The organism is Solirubrum puertoriconensis (genome assembly GCF_001483135.1).
Taxonomy (GTDB): domain Bacteria; phylum Bacteroidota; class Bacteroidia; order Cytophagales; family Hymenobacteraceae; genus Solirubrum; species Solirubrum puertoriconensis.
Window position 1 is genome coordinate 1,378,340 of sequence record NZ_LNAL01000008.1, and the last position, 15,375, is coordinate 1,393,714.

At 61.4% G+C, this 15,375-nt stretch carries 21 protein-coding genes; 4 read left to right on the forward strand and 17 right to left on the reverse strand.

Annotated elements, in window-relative coordinates:
* Nucleotides 1-57 precede the first annotated feature (57 nt).
* The 5 genes from ASU33_RS20120 to ASU33_RS20140 all read right to left on the reverse strand — a co-directional run bounded on the left by ASU33_RS20120 (nt 58) and on the right by ASU33_RS20140 (nt 4,983).
* A complete protein-coding gene (locus ASU33_RS20120; RefSeq protein ID WP_059072581.1) occupies nt 58-504 on the reverse strand; it encodes a hypothetical protein in 447 nt (148 codons plus the stop codon).
* Between the two features lie 81 nt (nt 505-585).
* The gene (locus ASU33_RS20125) at nt 586-2,724 is read right to left on the reverse strand and encodes a hypothetical protein (protein WP_149867329.1); all 2,139 of its coding nucleotides are present in this window, start codon (nt 2,722-2,724) and stop codon (nt 586-588) included.
* Nucleotides 2,721-4,079, reverse strand: coding sequence for a hypothetical protein (locus tag ASU33_RS20130; RefSeq protein WP_059072583.1), 1,359 nt, complete (start codon nt 4,077-4,079; stop codon nt 2,721-2,723). The genes ASU33_RS20125 and ASU33_RS20130 overlap by 4 nt, the downstream gene beginning before the upstream one ends.
* Complete coding sequence (locus tag ASU33_RS20135) at nt 4,079-4,582, reverse strand: hypothetical protein (RefSeq protein ID WP_059072584.1); 504 nt, start codon at nt 4,580-4,582, stop codon at nt 4,079-4,081. The genes ASU33_RS20130 and ASU33_RS20135 overlap by 1 nt, the downstream gene beginning before the upstream one ends.
* Nucleotides 4,576-4,983 carry a hypothetical protein gene (locus ASU33_RS20140; RefSeq protein WP_059072585.1) on the reverse strand — a complete coding sequence of 136 codons (408 nt, stop codon included), beginning with the start codon at nt 4,981-4,983 and terminating at the stop codon, nt 4,576-4,578. The genes ASU33_RS20135 and ASU33_RS20140 overlap by 7 nt, the downstream gene beginning before the upstream one ends.
* A gap of 29 nt (nt 4,984-5,012) precedes the next feature.
* On the opposite strand from ASU33_RS20140, the gene ASU33_RS20145 reads away from it, so the two are divergent.
* On the forward strand, nt 5,013-5,219 hold the full coding sequence (locus tag ASU33_RS20145) for a hypothetical protein (RefSeq protein WP_059072586.1): 207 nt from the start codon (nt 5,013-5,015) through the stop codon (nt 5,217-5,219).
* 123 nt (nt 5,220-5,342) lie between these two features.
* Here ASU33_RS20145 and ASU33_RS20150 read toward each other — a convergent pair whose 3' ends face one another.
* The 4 genes from ASU33_RS20150 to ASU33_RS20165 all read right to left on the reverse strand — a co-directional run bounded on the left by ASU33_RS20150 (nt 5,343) and on the right by ASU33_RS20165 (nt 8,423).
* Complete coding sequence (locus ASU33_RS20150) at nt 5,343-5,978, reverse strand: hypothetical protein (protein ID WP_059072587.1); 636 nt, start codon at nt 5,976-5,978, stop codon at nt 5,343-5,345.
* Entirely contained in the window at nt 5,978-7,162 is a 1,185-nt protein-coding gene (locus ASU33_RS20155) for a PBSX family phage terminase large subunit (RefSeq protein ID WP_059072588.1), read from the reverse strand. Before ASU33_RS20155 ends, ASU33_RS20150 begins: the two co-directional genes overlap by 1 nt.
* Nucleotides 7,162-7,686, reverse strand: a complete 525-nt coding sequence (locus ASU33_RS20160) for a terminase small subunit-like protein (RefSeq protein WP_216818578.1) — start codon at nt 7,684-7,686, stop codon at nt 7,162-7,164. The genes ASU33_RS20155 and ASU33_RS20160 overlap by 1 nt, the downstream gene beginning before the upstream one ends.
* A gap of 191 nt (nt 7,687-7,877) precedes the next feature.
* Nucleotides 7,878-8,423 (reverse strand): hypothetical protein, encoded by a 546-nt coding sequence (locus ASU33_RS20165; RefSeq protein ID WP_149867330.1) that lies wholly within the window; start codon nt 8,421-8,423, stop codon nt 7,878-7,880.
* A 313-nt stretch (nt 8,424-8,736) separates the two neighbouring features.
* On the opposite strand from ASU33_RS20165, the gene ASU33_RS20170 reads away from it, so the two are divergent.
* Together ASU33_RS20170 and ASU33_RS20175 are read left to right on the forward strand one after the other, a co-directional pair.
* Nucleotides 8,737-9,372, forward strand: coding sequence for a tetratricopeptide repeat protein (locus ASU33_RS20170; RefSeq protein ID WP_149867331.1), 636 nt, complete (start codon nt 8,737-8,739; stop codon nt 9,370-9,372).
* Nucleotides 9,373-9,767: 395 nt separating this feature from the next.
* Nucleotides 9,768-10,271 (forward strand): hypothetical protein, encoded by a 504-nt coding sequence (locus tag ASU33_RS20175; protein ID WP_059072591.1) that lies wholly within the window; start codon nt 9,768-9,770, stop codon nt 10,269-10,271.
* A 159-nt stretch (nt 10,272-10,430) separates the two neighbouring features.
* Here ASU33_RS20175 and ASU33_RS20180 read toward each other — a convergent pair whose 3' ends face one another.
* Both ASU33_RS20180 and ASU33_RS20185 read right to left on the reverse strand, forming a co-directional pair.
* Complete coding sequence (locus tag ASU33_RS20180) at nt 10,431-10,766, reverse strand: hypothetical protein (protein ID WP_059072592.1); 336 nt, start codon at nt 10,764-10,766, stop codon at nt 10,431-10,433.
* 276 nt (nt 10,767-11,042) lie between these two features.
* The gene (locus tag ASU33_RS20185; protein WP_149867332.1) at nt 11,043-11,366 is read right to left on the reverse strand and encodes a hypothetical protein; all 324 of its coding nucleotides are present in this window, start codon (nt 11,364-11,366) and stop codon (nt 11,043-11,045) included.
* Nucleotides 11,367-11,475: 109 nt separating this feature from the next.
* On the opposite strand from ASU33_RS20185, the gene ASU33_RS20190 reads away from it, so the two are divergent.
* Entirely contained in the window at nt 11,476-11,895 is a 420-nt protein-coding gene (locus ASU33_RS20190) for a response regulator (RefSeq protein ID WP_059072594.1), read from the forward strand.
* A gap of 19 nt (nt 11,896-11,914) precedes the next feature.
* Here ASU33_RS20190 and ASU33_RS20195 read toward each other — a convergent pair whose 3' ends face one another.
* The 6 genes from ASU33_RS20195 to ASU33_RS20215 are packed head-to-tail and all read right to left on the reverse strand — an operon-like array spanning nt 11,915 to nt 15,363.
* Nucleotides 11,915-12,256 (reverse strand): hypothetical protein, encoded by a 342-nt coding sequence (locus tag ASU33_RS20195; RefSeq protein ID WP_059072595.1) that lies wholly within the window; start codon nt 12,254-12,256, stop codon nt 11,915-11,917.
* Nucleotides 12,253-12,456 carry a hypothetical protein gene (locus ASU33_RS20200; protein WP_059072596.1) on the reverse strand — a complete coding sequence of 68 codons (204 nt, stop codon included), beginning with the start codon at nt 12,454-12,456 and terminating at the stop codon, nt 12,253-12,255. Before ASU33_RS20200 ends, ASU33_RS20195 begins: the two co-directional genes overlap by 4 nt.
* Nucleotides 12,453-12,611, reverse strand: coding sequence for a hypothetical protein (locus ASU33_RS21540; protein ID WP_160328247.1), 159 nt, complete (start codon nt 12,609-12,611; stop codon nt 12,453-12,455). Before ASU33_RS21540 ends, ASU33_RS20200 begins: the two co-directional genes overlap by 4 nt.
* A complete protein-coding gene (locus ASU33_RS20205; RefSeq protein ID WP_059072597.1) occupies nt 12,608-13,378 on the reverse strand; it encodes a P-loop NTPase family protein in 771 nt (256 codons plus the stop codon). The genes ASU33_RS21540 and ASU33_RS20205 overlap by 4 nt, the downstream gene beginning before the upstream one ends.
* Nucleotides 13,356-14,354 (reverse strand): phage replication initiator YdaU family protein, encoded by a 999-nt coding sequence (locus ASU33_RS20210; protein ID WP_059072598.1) that lies wholly within the window; start codon nt 14,352-14,354, stop codon nt 13,356-13,358. The genes ASU33_RS20205 and ASU33_RS20210 overlap by 23 nt, the downstream gene beginning before the upstream one ends.
* Before the next feature lie 55 nt (nt 14,355-14,409).
* A complete protein-coding gene (locus ASU33_RS20215; RefSeq protein ID WP_286130695.1) occupies nt 14,410-15,363 on the reverse strand; it encodes a hypothetical protein in 954 nt (317 codons plus the stop codon).
* Between the last annotated feature and the right edge of the window lie 12 nt (nt 15,364-15,375).

Below are 15,375 nucleotides of genomic sequence, written 5' to 3' on the forward strand. Positions count from 1 at the left end.
AAATCCATATTCAAAGAGCGATGAGCCGTCGTCTTACGAGGCCTATGTTGAAAGGCATCAAGGCGTTTCATGCTGTGAGTTATCCCAAATGACATAGCCCCCTCCATCTTGGGCTATTATTAAGTAGCCCCCTTCATTCAGTGACTTGCCTAGCTGCCAAGGTTCGTAGCCATCCAGTGAACGCCCGCTGAAGAGCATTTGCACACCGTTATCAAATGAGATGGTCAAATTGGCCTCGTCATCACAATGCACTTCCGTGACCAAACGCAAATTCACCTTGCTGAACAGTAGTAGGATTTTTTCCTCTCTGCCGAGGCTTAGTCCTTCACCAACAACGATATTGGAAGTAACTTCTATTTCGCCGAGCGACAAGAGGTGATCAGCAGGCTCATCATCTCTAAACTCGAGAATAAGAACTTGATGCGAGAAGCCGTAACTCTCAACAGCTGCGTTACCGATGGCAGCCGTTAGCAGCTTATTAGCAGCAACGGTATCTGGGTTCATCCTCCAAGTTTAGGTATTATAGGCATTTAGGCAGCATAAGCATTAAACCCCGCCTCACTCTTAATCGGAGCTCGCCATAGGTTAGTAGTATTCGGTGGGGGAGAATTCACGGCCGTAGAACTCGAAGCCTGGCGCCTCGCCGGGTACCGGCAGCGGCAGCAGGTAGGCCGGGTGCAGCCGGGCCAGCTCCACGACGGTGGCGCGCCGCGGGTCGTGTTCGACAATGCGCGTCACGGCGAAGAAGTCGCCGAGTACGCCGTCCCAAATGGGGGTGGTAAAGTCGAAGCCGGCTACATCGGCCGCACTCAGGCGGTACTGCTCCTTGAGGTAGCGCGCCTCGGGCAGCATGGCCTGCAGCGCGGCCCAGTTGCGGGGCAGCACGTAGGTACTGGCATCGAGCGACGGCCGCAGCGGATCGTCCGACGCGAAGTAGGCCAGCCCGGCCGTCACCGGCGTGCTGACCCCATCGGCCAACAGCACCACATCAGTCGTGTCGCCGGCACGCACCAGTAGCCTAGGGACTATCGATTGCCGCTCGTAGTCGGTGCCGTCGCTGTTCTCTCGGTAGAGCGGCAGCAGCGGCAGGCCCTGCAGCCGCGGGCTGGGCAGCGTAGCCGCAAACGGCAGCGTGGCCAGCACCGCTTCGGGCGGTAGCGTCTGGTCGGGGCAGCTCAGGTAGCCGTCGCCGTAGCCCTGGGGCGCGGTGGTGGCCGGCTCTTTGTTGTCAAGCGCCGCGCCGTCTTCGGCCCACTTCAGGTAGTTGCGCTGGCCGTAGGAGCCGAAGTCGAACGACAATGACCTGGGTAGATGCGCGTGCACCGCCGGCGCGTCGCGCTTGCGGGTCCAGTCGCGGGCCTGCGGCACCTGGTCGAGCAGGGCGCGGGTGGGCGTGAGTTGCAGCCGGTCTTCGTACAAATCCACCTGCGGCGATAAGCCCCCGAGCTGCACCAGCACCTTGAAGAAGTCGAGCAGCTTGAGGTCGGGCAGCCAGTCCTGCAGGCGCATCGGCCCGCCCGGCGCCAGCTCCTGGGTGCAGGTCACGCGGAAGTAGTTGCGGTAGCCGTTGGGCGTGCCGTACACGAAGGCGCGGTAGCCCCAGACGGGGAAGCCCGCATCGAGGCCGCGCAGCTGCACCTTGGCCTTGAGCTGATCACCGGCCGCTAAGAAGATGCGCGTGCTGCTGGCCTGCGCCCAGATCCAGCCATCCTTGCGCGTTTCCACCCGCTCGCCGTCCACCACGCGGCCCACCTGGCCGTTGGCGCGGATGCAATCCACGTACACCTTCGCCGAGCAGCGCGAGTTGCTCAGGCGGAAGTACACGGGCAGGGCCACGTCGACATCGACGTAGCACGCCACGTCCGCGGTGTAGGTAAACGCTACCGGATCGAAGTTGCCGTTGGGGCTATTAACGTGGCCCAGCTGCCCGGTGAGCCCGAAGGGAATGTCGAGCTCCGTATCCGGCCGGTTCACCGACTCGCCTTTGTCCTGCTCGTGGTCCGGGCCGATGCCGAGGTTACCGGTGCGCGCCTTGGCGAAGGCTTCCGATAGGCCGCTTTCCGCCACGCTGGGCACCTCCAGCGCGTCGAGCAAGGGCGAGGCCCAGTCGTTGGCCGTAAAGCCCGCCTCGGCCAGCATTTGGCGCCAGATCAGCTTAGCTGACACCGTGGGGTACAGCTCGTAGGGCGAGACTTCCTCCAGGTTCAGCGGCTTGCCGCGGTCGGCCAGCAGGTAGCCCCAGCCGACCGACGCAAAGTGCCCAGCCTGCAGGCGCACGGCGATGTTCTCCGCGCTCCAGTTGTGGTCGAAGCGGGAGAAGTCTAAGTCGCGCAGGGTCTTTTCGCCCTGGGTGCCATCGGCCCGGGTCACCACTTCGCTCAGCGCATCCACGAAGCGGCGGTTGCCGCCTACGAGTCGGAGCTGGTAGCGCCCGCCCTCGGCACCCATCACCAGTAGCAGCGCCCTAGGCATAGTTTCCACGCCCGCGCAGCGCAGCACGGCTTCGGTGTAGCGGTAGGCGCGCGTCAGGCTGCTGGTGCCATACGCCGCTTGGCCCAGCAGCCGGTGGTTGCGCGGCGTGAACGGCACCGAGAACTCGGGCGCATAGTCGCTCTGGATGCTCTCCGGCTTCGTGAGGTCGTTGGCCTGGTAGGTGGGCAGCAGTTGCGTTTCCGCATCGAGATCTAGCAGCTCGCCGGCCACGAGTACTTCGTTGGTCATCATTGGCCTTGCACGTGGCGAGGCGCGGCCTCGGTGACTTTAGTATTGAATTCGAAGCGGCGCTGGCCTATGCGGTAGTTGGTCGACTCGCCGGCCTCCACCAGCACGGGTACCCAGGGGCTGTCGGGGCCGTCGAGCTGCGCCCACGCCTGGATGCACTCGCGCAAGGTAAGCAGCCCGTCGATGAGCGCCTGCCCACCGAAGTAGCCCGATCGCAGCAGCAGCGTGCGGCGCGCACCCGGGCGGCTGCTCAGGCGCTGCTCCCGGGTCTGGGCCTCGATGAAGCCTTGCCCTTCGGGCGCCAGCAGACCCGGGTCGTGCTTGCCGCCGAACACCCAATACCCGTAGCCGCCCGAGCGATCCAGCCACATCACCGGTACCGGGTACTGGGGGCACGACAGGTAGTGACTCACGGGCGCCGGGTAGCTCTCAATCACGCCGAACTTGCCCGTGGCGTCGGTACCCAGCTCGGCTACCTGGTAGTCATACCCGTGCCAGCCGGGCAGGGAGGCGAAGGGCGTCAGCTGCTTGCCGGTGAACAGCTGCGCATCACCTACAGCGGCGTTCACGGCATAGCCCCGTTCCCAGACAGCGCCGCGGCTGCGCAGCTCGTAGCCCAGCAGCAGATCCGAGGTCAGCGCCGTGGGGCTGTTGGCATCGAGGCGCGGCAGCAGCGGCTGCAGGTACGGCCCTAGGTCGAACTCGGCTTGGCCCGTTACCGGCGAAACGGTAGCGCGCATGTCGGCTACCTTGGCCATGGTCTTAGCAGCTGCGTACGGGTGGCCAGTTGGAAAGCCGGCCCACACCTCGGCGCTGAGAAACGCTTTCGGGTTGCCTTCGAAGTTGGCTAGGCGCACCTTGAGCTGCGGCCACAGGGCGCGCCACCTAGGGGCGTAGAGGCACACGCTGTTGTCGGTACCACCCACCACGTAGTTGGTTGCGTCCGGGTCGCCGCACTGGCCCGGCACCGGGTCGGGCTCGGGTTCGGGGTCCGGCTCCGGATCGGGGTCTACCGGCGGCACGTAGGGGCACGCGGGGCTATCGGCTTCGTCGCTGTAGCTCACGCCCTGCGCCACCAAGTTGCCGTCGAGCACCGAAGGGTCGTAGCTGTAGCTGCGCAGCGTGGTGCCGAGGCAGCGCGTGGCAAACACGCCGGCAGCTAGCTCCTCATCCGGAGGGGCGTTCTCGAAGTTGCGCAGGATGTAGAAGGCCTGCGAATTGTCGTAGGTGGTGCGCTCGAGGGCCGTGTCGTACACCCACACGAGCCGCCGTACTTCCTGCTGGTCGTAGGTCGGGTCGTTGGCGTCGGGAATAACCGGGCCGCGTTCGTAGCGCAGGCGGAGCTGGTGAAGGGCCATTACTGGGAAAGGGCGTGTCGGAGTTCAGTGGCAATGGCCACCATCTGCCCGGCGGCGATGCGGGCCTTGAGCGTGTTCAGGCGGTCGGGCGTGAGGATGTCGGAGAAGAGGCGCGAAGGCTGACCCAGGCGGTGCAGCGCGGTACCGGCGCGGTGAATCTTGCGCGCGGCCAGAAAGCCGAACTGCTGGTAGGTCATGCCGCCGGTGAGCTGAATGCCTTTGTCCTGGGCCCACTGCGCCAGAATCGCGCGCAGCGGCTCGCCGCCGGCGTTGCCACCGCCCCGGGTAGGGCCGCGGCCGGTGATGAGCGTTTGCGCGTGCGCCGGGCCGTACACCGCCCCGAAGTCGTCGCCGTGTTCTTCGCGGATGAGCTGGGCCGTGCGGCCGCTGGCCTGCGCCGGGCGGCCATACGGCGGCTGCGGATGCTGGCGCAGCGCCTCGATAGAAGCCTGCACCAACTCGGGCATGCTCTGGGCAAACGCCACCTTGGCCGAGGCTAGCATTGGGCGTAGTGGCTAAGCGTGAAGCTGACCACGTAGCCGGTACCGATGGCGGCCCCTTGGCGCAGCACGGGCGTGCGGTCCATGGCGCCGTCCACCAGCTCAACCTCGGTCAGGTCCGCAAACAGGCTATAGAAGCGCTGCGTCAGCAAGTCCATGGCATCCTGGATCACGATGCTGTCGGCGTTGCCGTTCTCGTGCTTGTCGGCCCCGTAGAAGCACATCGTTACCTGGGTGCGGATGCGCTGCTCCCGGAGCTGCGAAGGCATGAGGAACAAATGCGCCTGCGGAAACGGGGCGTTGTAGTTGATGTCTTTGGCCGTCTGCTTGCCGTGCCAGAAGGACTTGGCGCCGGCCTCCATGGCCAGTTGCTCGAGCAGGTGGGTGAGGTCAGCGTGGGTCATAGTTTTGGTTCTTGCCACTATCTTGGAGCATGCTCGTGCGTCTAACCTTGGTGCTGCTCACTGCTTTTTTGCTGATTGGCGGCCTAGTGCTTTTGGGATTTGGCTCTGCCTTTGAATACCTGGCCGGATGGGCATTCATCATCTTCGTGGTCGGATGGCAGGTAATCTTTCCTTTCCTGCTCATGGCCATCCTAGGGTGGTTGCTGTTCAGGTCGTGGGGGCGGGCGTCGAAGTAGATTCGGGTTAAGTCTGTTGGCTTTTAAGCTTCTGGTAGCGGCGCTGCGTGGCGGCTTTGGCTTGCATGAAGCGCAGCTTGGTGTAGGCGGTATCCGCGTCGAGCTGGAGCGTCTGCTCGTAGCTCAGGCGCAGGCTGTCGGCGAGGGCGTCGAGCGAAAGAAACGCGCCGAAACGCGCTGCCAGATCTTCCCCGCCGGCTTCGAGCCAGTCGTCGTCTTCGGCGTCGTCGTCACGGGGGCCGGGGGCGTGGCGCTCGTTAAAAGCAGCCAGCCCCCGTAGATAAAAACCACGTCGGGCCACACCTCCGTGACGGGGCTGCCGAGCACCGCCTGGCGCATCTGCTCCAGCTTTTGCGCATCGTGCTTGCCGTAGAGCTGGTGCGAGCGGTAGAGCGCGTAGAGGTAGGGCGCAGCGAGGATCTCGGCCTTGCCGTCGAGTGCCTGCAGGTGCTGCATGGCCAGGATGTGCAGCCCGTAGGAGGAACTGCCCACGTCGGGCAAGCCTTCCGACTCCTGCCGGTTCAACAGCTGCGTATCGCTGCCTAGGGAGCCCAGCACGGTGCTCAGGCGCAGGCCGTCCTGCACCGCCAGGCTGTCGATTTCCTCCATGCTCAGGCCGGTGAGGATGCTCATGGGAGGCGTGTCGGGTTCGGTGACCAGGCGCAGGTACTGCGCGAGCGTGACGTCGGCCCAGCTGGTGGGCACCGGTACCTGGCGCAGCGGCTGGCCGGTGGCGGTGGTGAGGGTTACGGTTAGCATCAGCGAACGATTGAGGGTTGGGCCGAGCGGCGGCGGGGCAGCGAGAGGGCCGGCAACGTGGCCAGTGCGGCGTAGCGCAGCGCGTCCATGCCGTGGTTGAACTTGTCGATGGGTTCGTTGGTCGGTTCCCCGGTTTTCGAGTCCACCTTCCACTTGTAGGCGTCAAACTCCTTGCGCAGGTTGGTGCTGCGGCGGGTGATGTTGAGGTGGTAGCGCTTGAGCGAATCGATGCCGGCCCGCAGCGAGTCCGGCCCCTTAGCGGCGCCTTCAATGGGTAGCCCCAGGGCCTTCAACTCTTGGATGGATTTGGGCTCGGCCGAGTCCGCCACCACGCGCTTGCGCCGGCTCATCGGGTCTTCCTCGAGCAGCCGGCGGTAGATGTCGGGGTTGGTGAGCCCGGTTTCCCACAGCACCTCGTCGACCCACAGCTCGCCGTTCTGCGTGAACAGGTCCACCACGGCGGTGGGGTCGTTGGTGAAGCCGAAGTCGAGCCCGCGGGCCAGGAACTTGGCGTGCTCCGGAATGGCCTCCACCACGGACGTTTTGCGGTAGATGATGCCTTGAATCTTGCCCGTCAGCCCGCGGCCGTACACGCGCCACAGCTCCTCGTCTTCGTCCTTGATGGCCTCGATGTCGGCGTGGTCCTGCGCCGACAGCCACAGGTTATGCCGGTGATCCGAGATGATCAGCCGTACGCCGGGCTTGCCGATCACCTTCTCGTGGGCCCAGAACTTGGCCGAGGGGTTGTAGTCGAGCAGCACCTTGAAGCGGGTGCGGCGCGCCAGCTGCCAGTAGATCTGGTAGCTGATGCCGTTGGCCTCGTTGACGAAGAGCACGTCGCGCTTGCCGTTCTTGGCGCCTTGCTCGGTTTCGTAGGAGGTGAACTCAATCAGGCTGCCGTTGTGGAAGCGGATGATGCGCTCGGTCTGGTTCCACGCGGCCACGTATTGGCTCAACTCGGGCGTGAGCGTGAAGATGGTTTCGGCGTCGCGGTAGGCGCCCTTTTTCAGGTTGGGGATGGATTCGCCCACCACCGTGATGACAAAGCGTGGGCGCGTGATGGCCCAGTAGTACAGCAGTTGCACGATGCTGTACGTCTTGCCCGAGCTGGTGCCGCCCTGGTTGACAAGCACCTTCTCGGGGGCGTTCAGGTTTTCGAGGTAGAGGGGGCCGGCGTCGAACATCAGGCATCCACCTCCTTTTCCGAGCCGGCCAAGGGCGGCGCGCCGGTGTAGATGCGGATCTCGGGCGTGGGCAGCGGCGCGCCGTCGGCGCCGCTGTGCTCCACCTGCTGCTTGTCGCCGTACTTCTTGGGCAGCACCTTAGCGGCGTACCACTTGCGCGCATCCACCCGCAGGGCGCTGCGCTGCATCCATTCCTTGTTGGGGAAGGCGCCTCTTTCGCCGTGGAGCGTGTCGGGCTGAGCTTCAATGTCATCCACCGGCCGGTTGTCGGCGATATCGATGATTTCGTCGACCAGCGTCTCGGCTTGGACTTGTCGCGCGCGGGCGTACTGGTCTTGGAAGGCGGCGAACACCCCCTCTGCGTCATCGTCCTTGCCCTTAGACAGCCAGCTCAGCACAGTGCCTTTGGCGGGCATTCCTTCCAACTGGCAAATGCGACGCAGGCTCATGCCTTCCATAAGTAGGAGGCAGATGCGTTGCGCGATTTCGGGCGAAAAGGAGGATGGGCGGCCGGTAGTGGGCATAGCCCAAAACTACCTCGGCAGGTCAGCGGCTTTGGGAAGCAGTTGGCACTACTTGTTGCGTGAACCTAGCTTCACGTTTTCCAAATCACCGTTTAGAAAACGTGACAGCCCGGCTGCATACGTTCCATTAGCCAACATTATCCAATTTAATAAAAGCTACTTAGGCGCTAAAACCGGGGGGTGATGTCACACTACCGAAGCTTGTACTGGTTCCTGATGGGCAGGTGCTGCTCCACGAGGATGCTCCGGTGTGGCGCGGCGGTACTTACATAAACCAATTGAGCGTGAATGGCCACCGACTTCGCCGTGGCGTTAAGGGTTCGCAAGAACAGGGCCGTATTACGAGGGGTGCACACCAGGGCAAAGACCTGCTCGTCTTGCAGGTAAAGAGTCCTGTTCGTGTGCGGTAGAATGCGGGCGAGCTCCTGCGCCTCCGCTTCGGGGTCGTAGGCAGCCGAGTGCAGCGTGTCCGAGTAGATGTGATTCTGGTAGCGGTACGTGCACCAAAACCGGCTGCGTTTGAAATCGAGCACCAGGGTGTCATCACTCCCGTTCGTCAGCCGCAGCTGGGAGACAAAGTACGGGCTGGCGCAATGCGCTTGCTGCAATGCCTTTGCCGAGGCACAGCGAAATTCCGTTTCGGTATGCACCACCAGAAGCGCAGTGGTGCCGGCAGCCAAGCACACGCCAGCGCAAGCGAATACCTGCCCGCAGGCAGTCAAGAGGGGGCTGATCACAGGAGCGGCAAGTCAGACGTACGACAACTTACGCGAACATAGTACCACTTTGCTCACGCGCAAGGTTCACGCGCTACTGAATGAAGTTTGCCTATGCTCCATGGCTTGTACAAGTACCATCCCACTACAGCCAATACAACCGGTCAGCAGCAGTACTTTCCCGAGGGGGCGGTTAGAACTACCATTACGTTAAGCAACTTTCCCTAGAAACCATAAAAGCCTTTGCTGCATCTTCGTGATAGCAAAAGTCCAGTTTATGTAAACTTCTATGAGGATCAAGAAGCATCTTATTGATGGCAGTATAATAACTATTATGTCTCTCCTGCTGATGTGCTGCGGGCGCGTTGCCCTCCCATCCGAAGCAGAAGTTAGCCAAGAGATGTGTAGCTGTTACCAGGCACAAAAAGGCGGTGACATTGATGCTCGCATGAAGCCCTGTTTAGAGGTGCTTAACGCCCGGCTAGCTGAAACTGCCCAGTTGCAGAGCCAGCCCGATACAGTTGCGCTACAGACTTTTTTATATCAAGTCCTAAGCGACATGGTTCTTTCCTGCGACGCTTTCGGAGCAGAGCTGTCCTCGATGTATGACAACTTCTATCCGCCGGATACCTCTGCTGCCAACCGAGCCAGTATTCAGGCTTTAGCGCGTGAGCTGTCCGCCACGTCAACGCCTGACAGTACAAAGAAGCTGTTGCATAAATTAATCACAAAGAGCATGGAAGCTCGATTGTTTGAACAAGGGCTACAGTATTGCGCTCGGCTAAAAGAGGTTGACCCTAATGAAGTAGCAGCCTACTTTGCCAGCGGGTATGCTTACAACCAACAAGGCAAATACGACTTAGCAGCTGGCGAAATAGAGAAAGCAATAAGCTTAGATAAAGAAACACACATGGAGATCTTTCTTGCATTGATCAAACGCCACCAAGAAACTAGTCAGAGCAAGCCTTAGTGCTAAGCCAAAAGGACAAAGAGGGTAAAGACTTACCATAAGCTAGTGCCATAGGTGGCCTTATGATAAGCACCGGTTATCATAAAGCTATTTATTGAAACCTGTACCGGGCAAGCAAATCCGATGGTATGTCCGCCTGCTTAAATTGTAGCGGCAGGCAGCCGCGGCCACACCTGAATTGCTGCAGCTGCTTGTGGTGTAGACGGCCTCGCGCCGGGTGCGGAAGCCCAAGGCGTTGAGCTCGGCTGCAACCCGTGCTTCTTGATTCAGTGCTACGTATCGGCTGTTTCATCAACTTGTATTTTGCGGGGCTAGCGAGTCCCCTAGTAGGGTGTCAACCCAATCGGGGACGTAGAATCAAATTGCCTTGGCAACTCTCTTCCTCAATCGTGTGTATGGTGATCCACTTCTTACTACCTGCTTCGTTGGTACTTTTCCCGCCGATAGCGCTCCAGACGCACCTTCCTGCTGCTCCAACCAAGGAAGCGGAGAAGCCCGTGGAGGGTTGCTATAAAGTGTTGAGGATTGACTCCATCACTACGGTCGTTAAGACCAAGGACACCAGGGACGAACGGAACCTAGAAGGCGTGTACATCATCTATGCACAACGTGAGCAGCGCGTCTACAAAATCACTTCGCCGAGGAAGCTTACCAGCTACCGCAAATGCATTGCAGTTGGGAAATGCTACCGGTTCCTACTCAGAAGCTGGTTTGACCCAGAGCCGAATGAACTAGGTGAACCGGCCGGCGGTGTGGTTGCAAACGGGGCCCTCGTAACGCGGGAGAAGCGCTCTGGTGATTTGTGGGATTACGAAGATCTGTACTACGATACCCGTTTGAACAACCTCTGCTTCGAGCACGTGCACAGCAAAAAAACACCGCGCAAAGGGCGCCAGTGAACCAACCATGAACTTGTGTCAGCCGAGGTAGTAGCGTCTTGGAGACGAGCAGTGCACGTGTATCAACTGGCAACCACATAAAACTGCTGTATTTTAGATATGGTGGTCCGGAAAATGTGACAAGACTCGATTAGATCTGATAACCCTTGCTTTGAGCACTTACTGTTCAAGCAAGCGGTACAACCCAGCCGTAGCCGCTACCTCATCCGCCAGCACCAGCTTGATGCGCTTGCGCACCTGCACGCCGTCGTGGAGTACGTCGCGGCTGATGTGGTGGGCGCAAAAGAACATGGGGCGCGTGGCGGGGGTGTGCGTAAGGGGCTTACCCACCCGCGGCCGGATATCCAGGTGCCAAACGCCTCCGCGGCGGGGCGGAGGAATCAGGTCAATGCGGTGGCCGGCTTTGAGGCCTAGCACGCGGCAGAGTTCTTTGCTCAGGAGCACACGGCGCGTGGCCGACACGCTGAGCGTGGGGGCGGTAGTGGAGGTAGACATAAACTGGTGGAGAGGGGCAGCCGGATAGGCTGTGTGGAGCGCTAAACTTTGTGCAGGCGGTGGCGTAGAGAAGGCGGGGAGAAACTCTTCCCGAACGTTGCAATAGGTGACCTGGTGGGCCTTGCCTGTCGGGTCCTTTTTGTATTGAATGCCAACCCTTTGTAGGCGGAGTCGTTAGCAATACTTGGTGAGGGGGTATTCGCCCCAAATAGTAAGGTGTGTAGATCCGGCGGGCCGTGCTTGCTGGGTCTCTGCCTTAGGCTTACAGCGCCTCCTCTACAGGGCAGCCAAACGCTCGAAGGCCGGTCGGTTTTGCTCGTCCAGCAGGTTGGCCATCCAAAACCCGAACGCAGCCGCGGGCAGCAGGTAGCCGCTCCACTCCATGCGGCGGGCGTACACCAGGCGAATGGTCTCGTAGTCGAAGTGGACTGTGCGGTACGGCCGGTGGTCCGAGTAGCGAAACTTTCGTTTGCGGGGATTGCCCGCGGACTTCACCGTTGCCAGTTCCGTGAAGCCAAGGTCTAAGAGGTGCCGCGCGAAGGCGTCGTTGGCTTCGTACACGGGCGCTTGTAGGGGTTTGCGGGGCTTTGTTTTTTGCATTGGTTCATCCATACGTGGCTGGCGCTCGGGCTCTCCGAAGCGGCAGGTAATTGCGGGCAGCTGCCCTGCGCGGGGCGAACTCATCCGGTGGGCGTACGTACGGCCTACGATGAGTCACGTTCTGCCCACCATCCTGCTGGTTGACGACGACGCGCCCACGCGCTACCTCATGCAACGCGCCCTGCGGCGGCTGCAGGTGCGGGCGCAGGTGCTGGAGGCCGAAGACGGCGCCCAAGCGCTGGCGGCTGTGCAAGCCCACTGCCGCGCCTCCGACCAGCCCAGCTCGCTGCTGGTGCTGCTGGATTTGAACATGCCCGTCATGGACGGGTTGGAATTTCTGGAACACCAGGTGCACTTGCCGCAGATCTGCCGGCAAGTCACGGCCGTGATTGTCGTGACGGGCACGCCCGACCCCAAAGAGCAGGCGCGGGCCCGCGCCCTCGCGGTGGACCTGGTGCCTAAGCCCCTGGGCCCCGACGGGGTAGCGGAGCTGCTGCGGCGGTACTTGCCGGTGGCGTTGTCGGCGTAGTGCCATTGGCGGTCGGGGGTTAGTTTTTTCCTAAATCGCAGGCGGAAAGTTGCAGGGCGAGCTCGCGCACCCCGTGGTCGGCAGCCAACTGCCGCAAGGCTGCAATCAGCCGAGGCGGGCAATTCGTAAAGACCACTCGGCCGTTAATGCCGGTGGCCACGGCGAATGCCGGCGGGAGCGCACGAAACACCTTGCTTTCGGCTTGTTTCGCAGCCTCAGAGCGCACCACCTCGGCCGGGAGCGTCTCCGATCGGGTGACGGGCTTCGGTGGCGCTGGTGCGGCGCTGGTAGCCTTAGTGCGGCCTTTCTTGTCCAGCTTCACGCCCTGCGCTTCCAGCTGCTTGCGAACGGCGTCGGTCATACCGGTATCCCTTGAGCACTTCTGGGTTGTTTTAGGGAGGCCTGCACGACCCGGTGCTGGTTGGCCTGGTTGAAGGCTAACACCACGTCATCGTCCTGGCTGCGGTCGGCGTGCGGGTTGCGGAAGTGATAATAAACACGCTTGGCAGCATCGGCCGTGCGTTGGCGGTTGAGCTGATCGTTGTTGGTGGAGGTGTTCATTGCTTGGTGGGCTGTTCCAGCGGCAGGCGCCGGCGTAGGAGTTCGGTGTTGAAGAAGTTGACAGTGTCCTGATCACCGCGCCAGAGGTGCCGGCGGCGGTAGAGCTGGGCCGGCGGTTCGTCGGCCAAGGCCAGCCAGAATTGCTTGCGGTTCATGCGCGCCGATCGGGAGCCTCTGCCGAAAACTTGACCGTATTGAACATCTCCCGCATGCGGCTCCGGACGCGGTTCTCGTACCGGGCCTCGATCTGGTCGGCACTCAGGTTGGTGGTGATGTGGGTGGCGAAGGGCTGCAGGCGACCGGCTACCAGCTCATCGTAGCGCGAGAGCAGCACCTCGGCCATGGGGTTGACGGCGTTGGCGTAGTGCTTTACCTCGGTCGACTCGGCCCCTAGATCATCGAAGCACACCCCGGTGGCGCCAGCCTGCAGGTAAGGGCCCAATCCCTCGGGGCCTTGCTGCTGGTAGCGCTCGGCTACCTTGCGCGTGCTGAGCACCCCGTAGCCCTGCAGCGGGTTGCGCATGAACAGCTTCATCAGGAAGCTCTTGCCGCGGCCCACGTTGCCCATGAGCAGCAAGCCTTTGCGGCGGGAGTAGCCCGGGCGCAACGCATCGAACCGGGCGTCGCCGGCGAAGTACAGGCACAGGGTCCAGAACACTTCCTCCACGCCGTTGTCGAGGCTGAAGCCGGGCACCAGCTGCCGGGCCTCGTAGAGCTTGATCTGGTAAATCTGCTCGGCGGTGAAGGTTTCCGGCTTGGGCGGGTTAGCCACGTCCCAGCGGTACTGGGCCATGCGCAGCGCGTCCCATTTGGCTTGGCGGGCCGCAGCCAACGCTGCCGCTGCTTCTTCCTCGGAGAGCACGGTGTCGGCCGGCGAGGACGGCAGCACGGGGCGCAGGTTAGAGATCGCCGTAATCGTCATTGTGGGGGGCACGGTAGCGGTCGGCGGTGCTGACACGGGCAGCAGAGCCGCCAGGCTTGCGGGTTGCGTCATCGGATTTCAGGGGGTAGAAGCCGGTCCATTCCCGGCCGATGGATTGTTTGATGATGGCCACCGCCTTGGCTTCGTTGCCGGCGGCGTGGCGGCCGAGGGTGAGCATGGCTTCCTGCTCGGAGATGTCGCCCCGGTAGGGCTTGCCCTGCTCGAGCAGGAAGCGGCGCCAGAGCACCCAGCTGTCTCGGAAGGTGTCGGTGTCGAAGGGCAGCGCCAGGGCCGGCGAGAAGTCGGTGATCGGGCGGCGTAGCCAGGTCGGCAGCGGCTCGGCTGGGGCGAGGGGGGCCGTCGCAACCGGGGGGAGTAGGGCTGCGCCTGCTTGGTCGGTAGGGGGGGCAGACTGCTCCATTTTTTTTTCGACCGGCGCGCGCTCCACTTTGTCTTCGTCTTCTACTACAGAACTAGTCTTAGTCTTATCTTCCTTATATATGTAGGTGTCAATTTTTGACACCTTTGCTGACACCTTTTCGCCCGGAATGGTATCAGAAATTGACACCTTCTCTGACACCTTTTCGGCGGAATAGGTATCAAATTTTGACACCTTTGCTGACACCTTTAGCGGGGCTACTTGGTGTCCGTTTTGCAGGGCGTAAACCGTCGCATCCCCGCGTCCATTGCCGCCGCCTTGGAAGGCCACCACGCCGCGCTCCACGAGTTCCGCGCGGGCTGCCTTCATGGTGTTCAGCGTCATGCCCAACACCAAGCAGAGCTGCTTATCGGATAGGACGAACGGGTTCGTCCAGCGCAGCCGGTTGCACTCCTGCACCAAGAAGAAGTACAGACGCGTCGCGCTGGCGCCGAACTTGCGTTCTCCGTCCAGTTGCCAGAAGCGGTTGAGCAGGTCGATGTAACTCATCTTGGGGGTGGAAGCACCGGTGGCGTCGGTGGTAAGCAAGGCCTTCATGGCGGCTGGAAACAACAGGATAACCCGCCGGCGCCAGCTGACGGGTTACCCAGGGTTAAGCGCTGATCTTTTGTTGTTGGCCAGCGACGATTTCTCGGGCCTCGGTGAGCAGCCCATGCATCTCTTTCACGGTAGTTACCTGCCAAGCAGAGTCTCGCAGCACTTGTTGCTTTTTGGGCAACGCGTCGAAGTATTGGTCGTGGGCGTCGAGGTAATGAAGCAACTCGGTGCGGGCCGCATTTAGCTCTTTGCGCAACGCATCGTCAGGCGTGTCGCCGTTCTCGCGCTCGTCGATGGTTTTCCTCAGGTTGGCAATGGCCTGTGTGGCACGTTCCTGATCGAGCTTGTTGATGTTCAGGAGCATCTTGGTCTTCTCCTGACGCGTAATCACCGGATGGTTCAGCAAGCGGATGATTTCCTCCTTCTGTTGCGCCGTAGCGTAGGTCGCAGTGCCGGCCAGTGGAGCGGCCTGTTCGACCTGAACCGCTTGCATCGGCTTTACTTCCACCGCGCCGGTACCGGGTTCATTACCCGAATTATCCATCTCTTCGGCCGGAGTCGGCTCGTAGCCCGCGGCGCGGATAATCCACGCCAAGATGTTGCGGTAAGCCTTGCCCACAGCGCGGGTTTGCGCCATCGATGCAATAGCAAACTCCTGGTAGAACTTCTTGCCTTGTTCCTTATTCGAGCATATGGCGAAGCCAGCACCGACTGTGGCTTTGTTGTTCAGGTCGTAGAGCGTCACTCGGGCCTGGTACTTTAATTCTGTGTCGGTGCTCAGGCTGATCACCTCCTCCACAATGGGCACTATGCCCAAGCGCGAACCGGCGTACTGCCAGCCTTCGACGTTGACAAAGTCTTTGCCTTGCACCACGGTACTCAGCTTGTTCTCTTTAATGAAGTTGGCTAGGTCTTTAGCAAGCGTAAGCGTTTCATCGCTTCTCTTCAGGTTAAAGGAAGCGGCAACCGACTTGGAGGTGCGAGCGGGAGTATTCGACGTTTCTTGCATAAGTTTGCAGGG

Coding starts and splice junctions, on each gene's coding strand:
- ASU33_RS20190 (WP_059072594.1), top strand. CDS start 11,476: ATGAGTCACGTTCTGCCCACCATCCTGCTGGTTGACGACGACGCGCCC.
- ASU33_RS20150 (WP_059072587.1), bottom strand. CDS start 5,978: ATGCTAACCGTAACCCTCACCACCGCCACCGGCCAGCCGCTGCGCCAG.
- ASU33_RS20130 (WP_059072583.1), bottom strand. CDS start 4,079: ATGGCCCTTCACCAGCTCCGCCTGCGCTACGAACGCGGCCCGGTTATT.
- ASU33_RS20170 (WP_149867331.1), top strand. CDS start 8,737: ATGTCTCTCCTGCTGATGTGCTGCGGGCGCGTTGCCCTCCCATCCGAA.
- ASU33_RS20125 (WP_149867329.1), bottom strand. CDS start 2,724: ATGATGACCAACGAAGTACTCGTGGCCGGCGAGCTGCTAGATCTCGAT.
- ASU33_RS20205 (WP_059072597.1), bottom strand. CDS start 13,378: ATGACGATTACGGCGATCTCTAACCTGCGCCCCGTGCTGCCGTCCTCG.
- ASU33_RS20135 (WP_059072584.1), bottom strand. CDS start 4,582: ATGCTAGCCTCGGCCAAGGTGGCGTTTGCCCAGAGCATGCCCGAGTTG.
- ASU33_RS20175 (WP_059072591.1), top strand. CDS start 9,768: ATGGTGATCCACTTCTTACTACCTGCTTCGTTGGTACTTTTCCCGCCG.
- ASU33_RS20200 (WP_059072596.1), bottom strand. CDS start 12,456: ATGAACACCTCCACCAACAACGATCAGCTCAACCGCCAACGCACGGCC.
- ASU33_RS21540 (WP_160328247.1), bottom strand. CDS start 12,611: ATGAACCGCAAGCAATTCTGGCTGGCCTTGGCCGACGAACCGCCGGCC.
- ASU33_RS20160 (WP_216818578.1), bottom strand. CDS start 7,686: ATGCCCACTACCGGCCGCCCATCCTCCTTTTCGCCCGAAATCGCGCAA.
- ASU33_RS20215 (WP_286130695.1), bottom strand. CDS start 15,363: ATGCAAGAAACGTCGAATACTCCCGCTCGCACCTCCAAGTCGGTTGCC.
- ASU33_RS20185 (WP_149867332.1), bottom strand. CDS start 11,366: ATGCAAAAAACAAAGCCCCGCAAACCCCTACAAGCGCCCGTGTACGAA.
- ASU33_RS20120 (WP_059072581.1), bottom strand. CDS start 504: ATGAACCCAGATACCGTTGCTGCTAATAAGCTGCTAACGGCTGCCATC.
- ASU33_RS20180 (WP_059072592.1), bottom strand. CDS start 10,766: ATGTCTACCTCCACTACCGCCCCCACGCTCAGCGTGTCGGCCACGCGC.
- ASU33_RS20140 (WP_059072585.1), bottom strand. CDS start 4,983: ATGACCCACGCTGACCTCACCCACCTGCTCGAGCAACTGGCCATGGAG.
- ASU33_RS20155 (WP_059072588.1), bottom strand. CDS start 7,162: ATGTTCGACGCCGGCCCCCTCTACCTCGAAAACCTGAACGCCCCCGAG.
- ASU33_RS20195 (WP_059072595.1), bottom strand. CDS start 12,256: ATGACCGACGCCGTTCGCAAGCAGCTGGAAGCGCAGGGCGTGAAGCTG.
- ASU33_RS20145 (WP_059072586.1), top strand. CDS start 5,013: ATGCTCGTGCGTCTAACCTTGGTGCTGCTCACTGCTTTTTTGCTGATT.
- ASU33_RS20210 (WP_059072598.1), bottom strand. CDS start 14,354: ATGAAGGCCTTGCTTACCACCGACGCCACCGGTGCTTCCACCCCCAAG.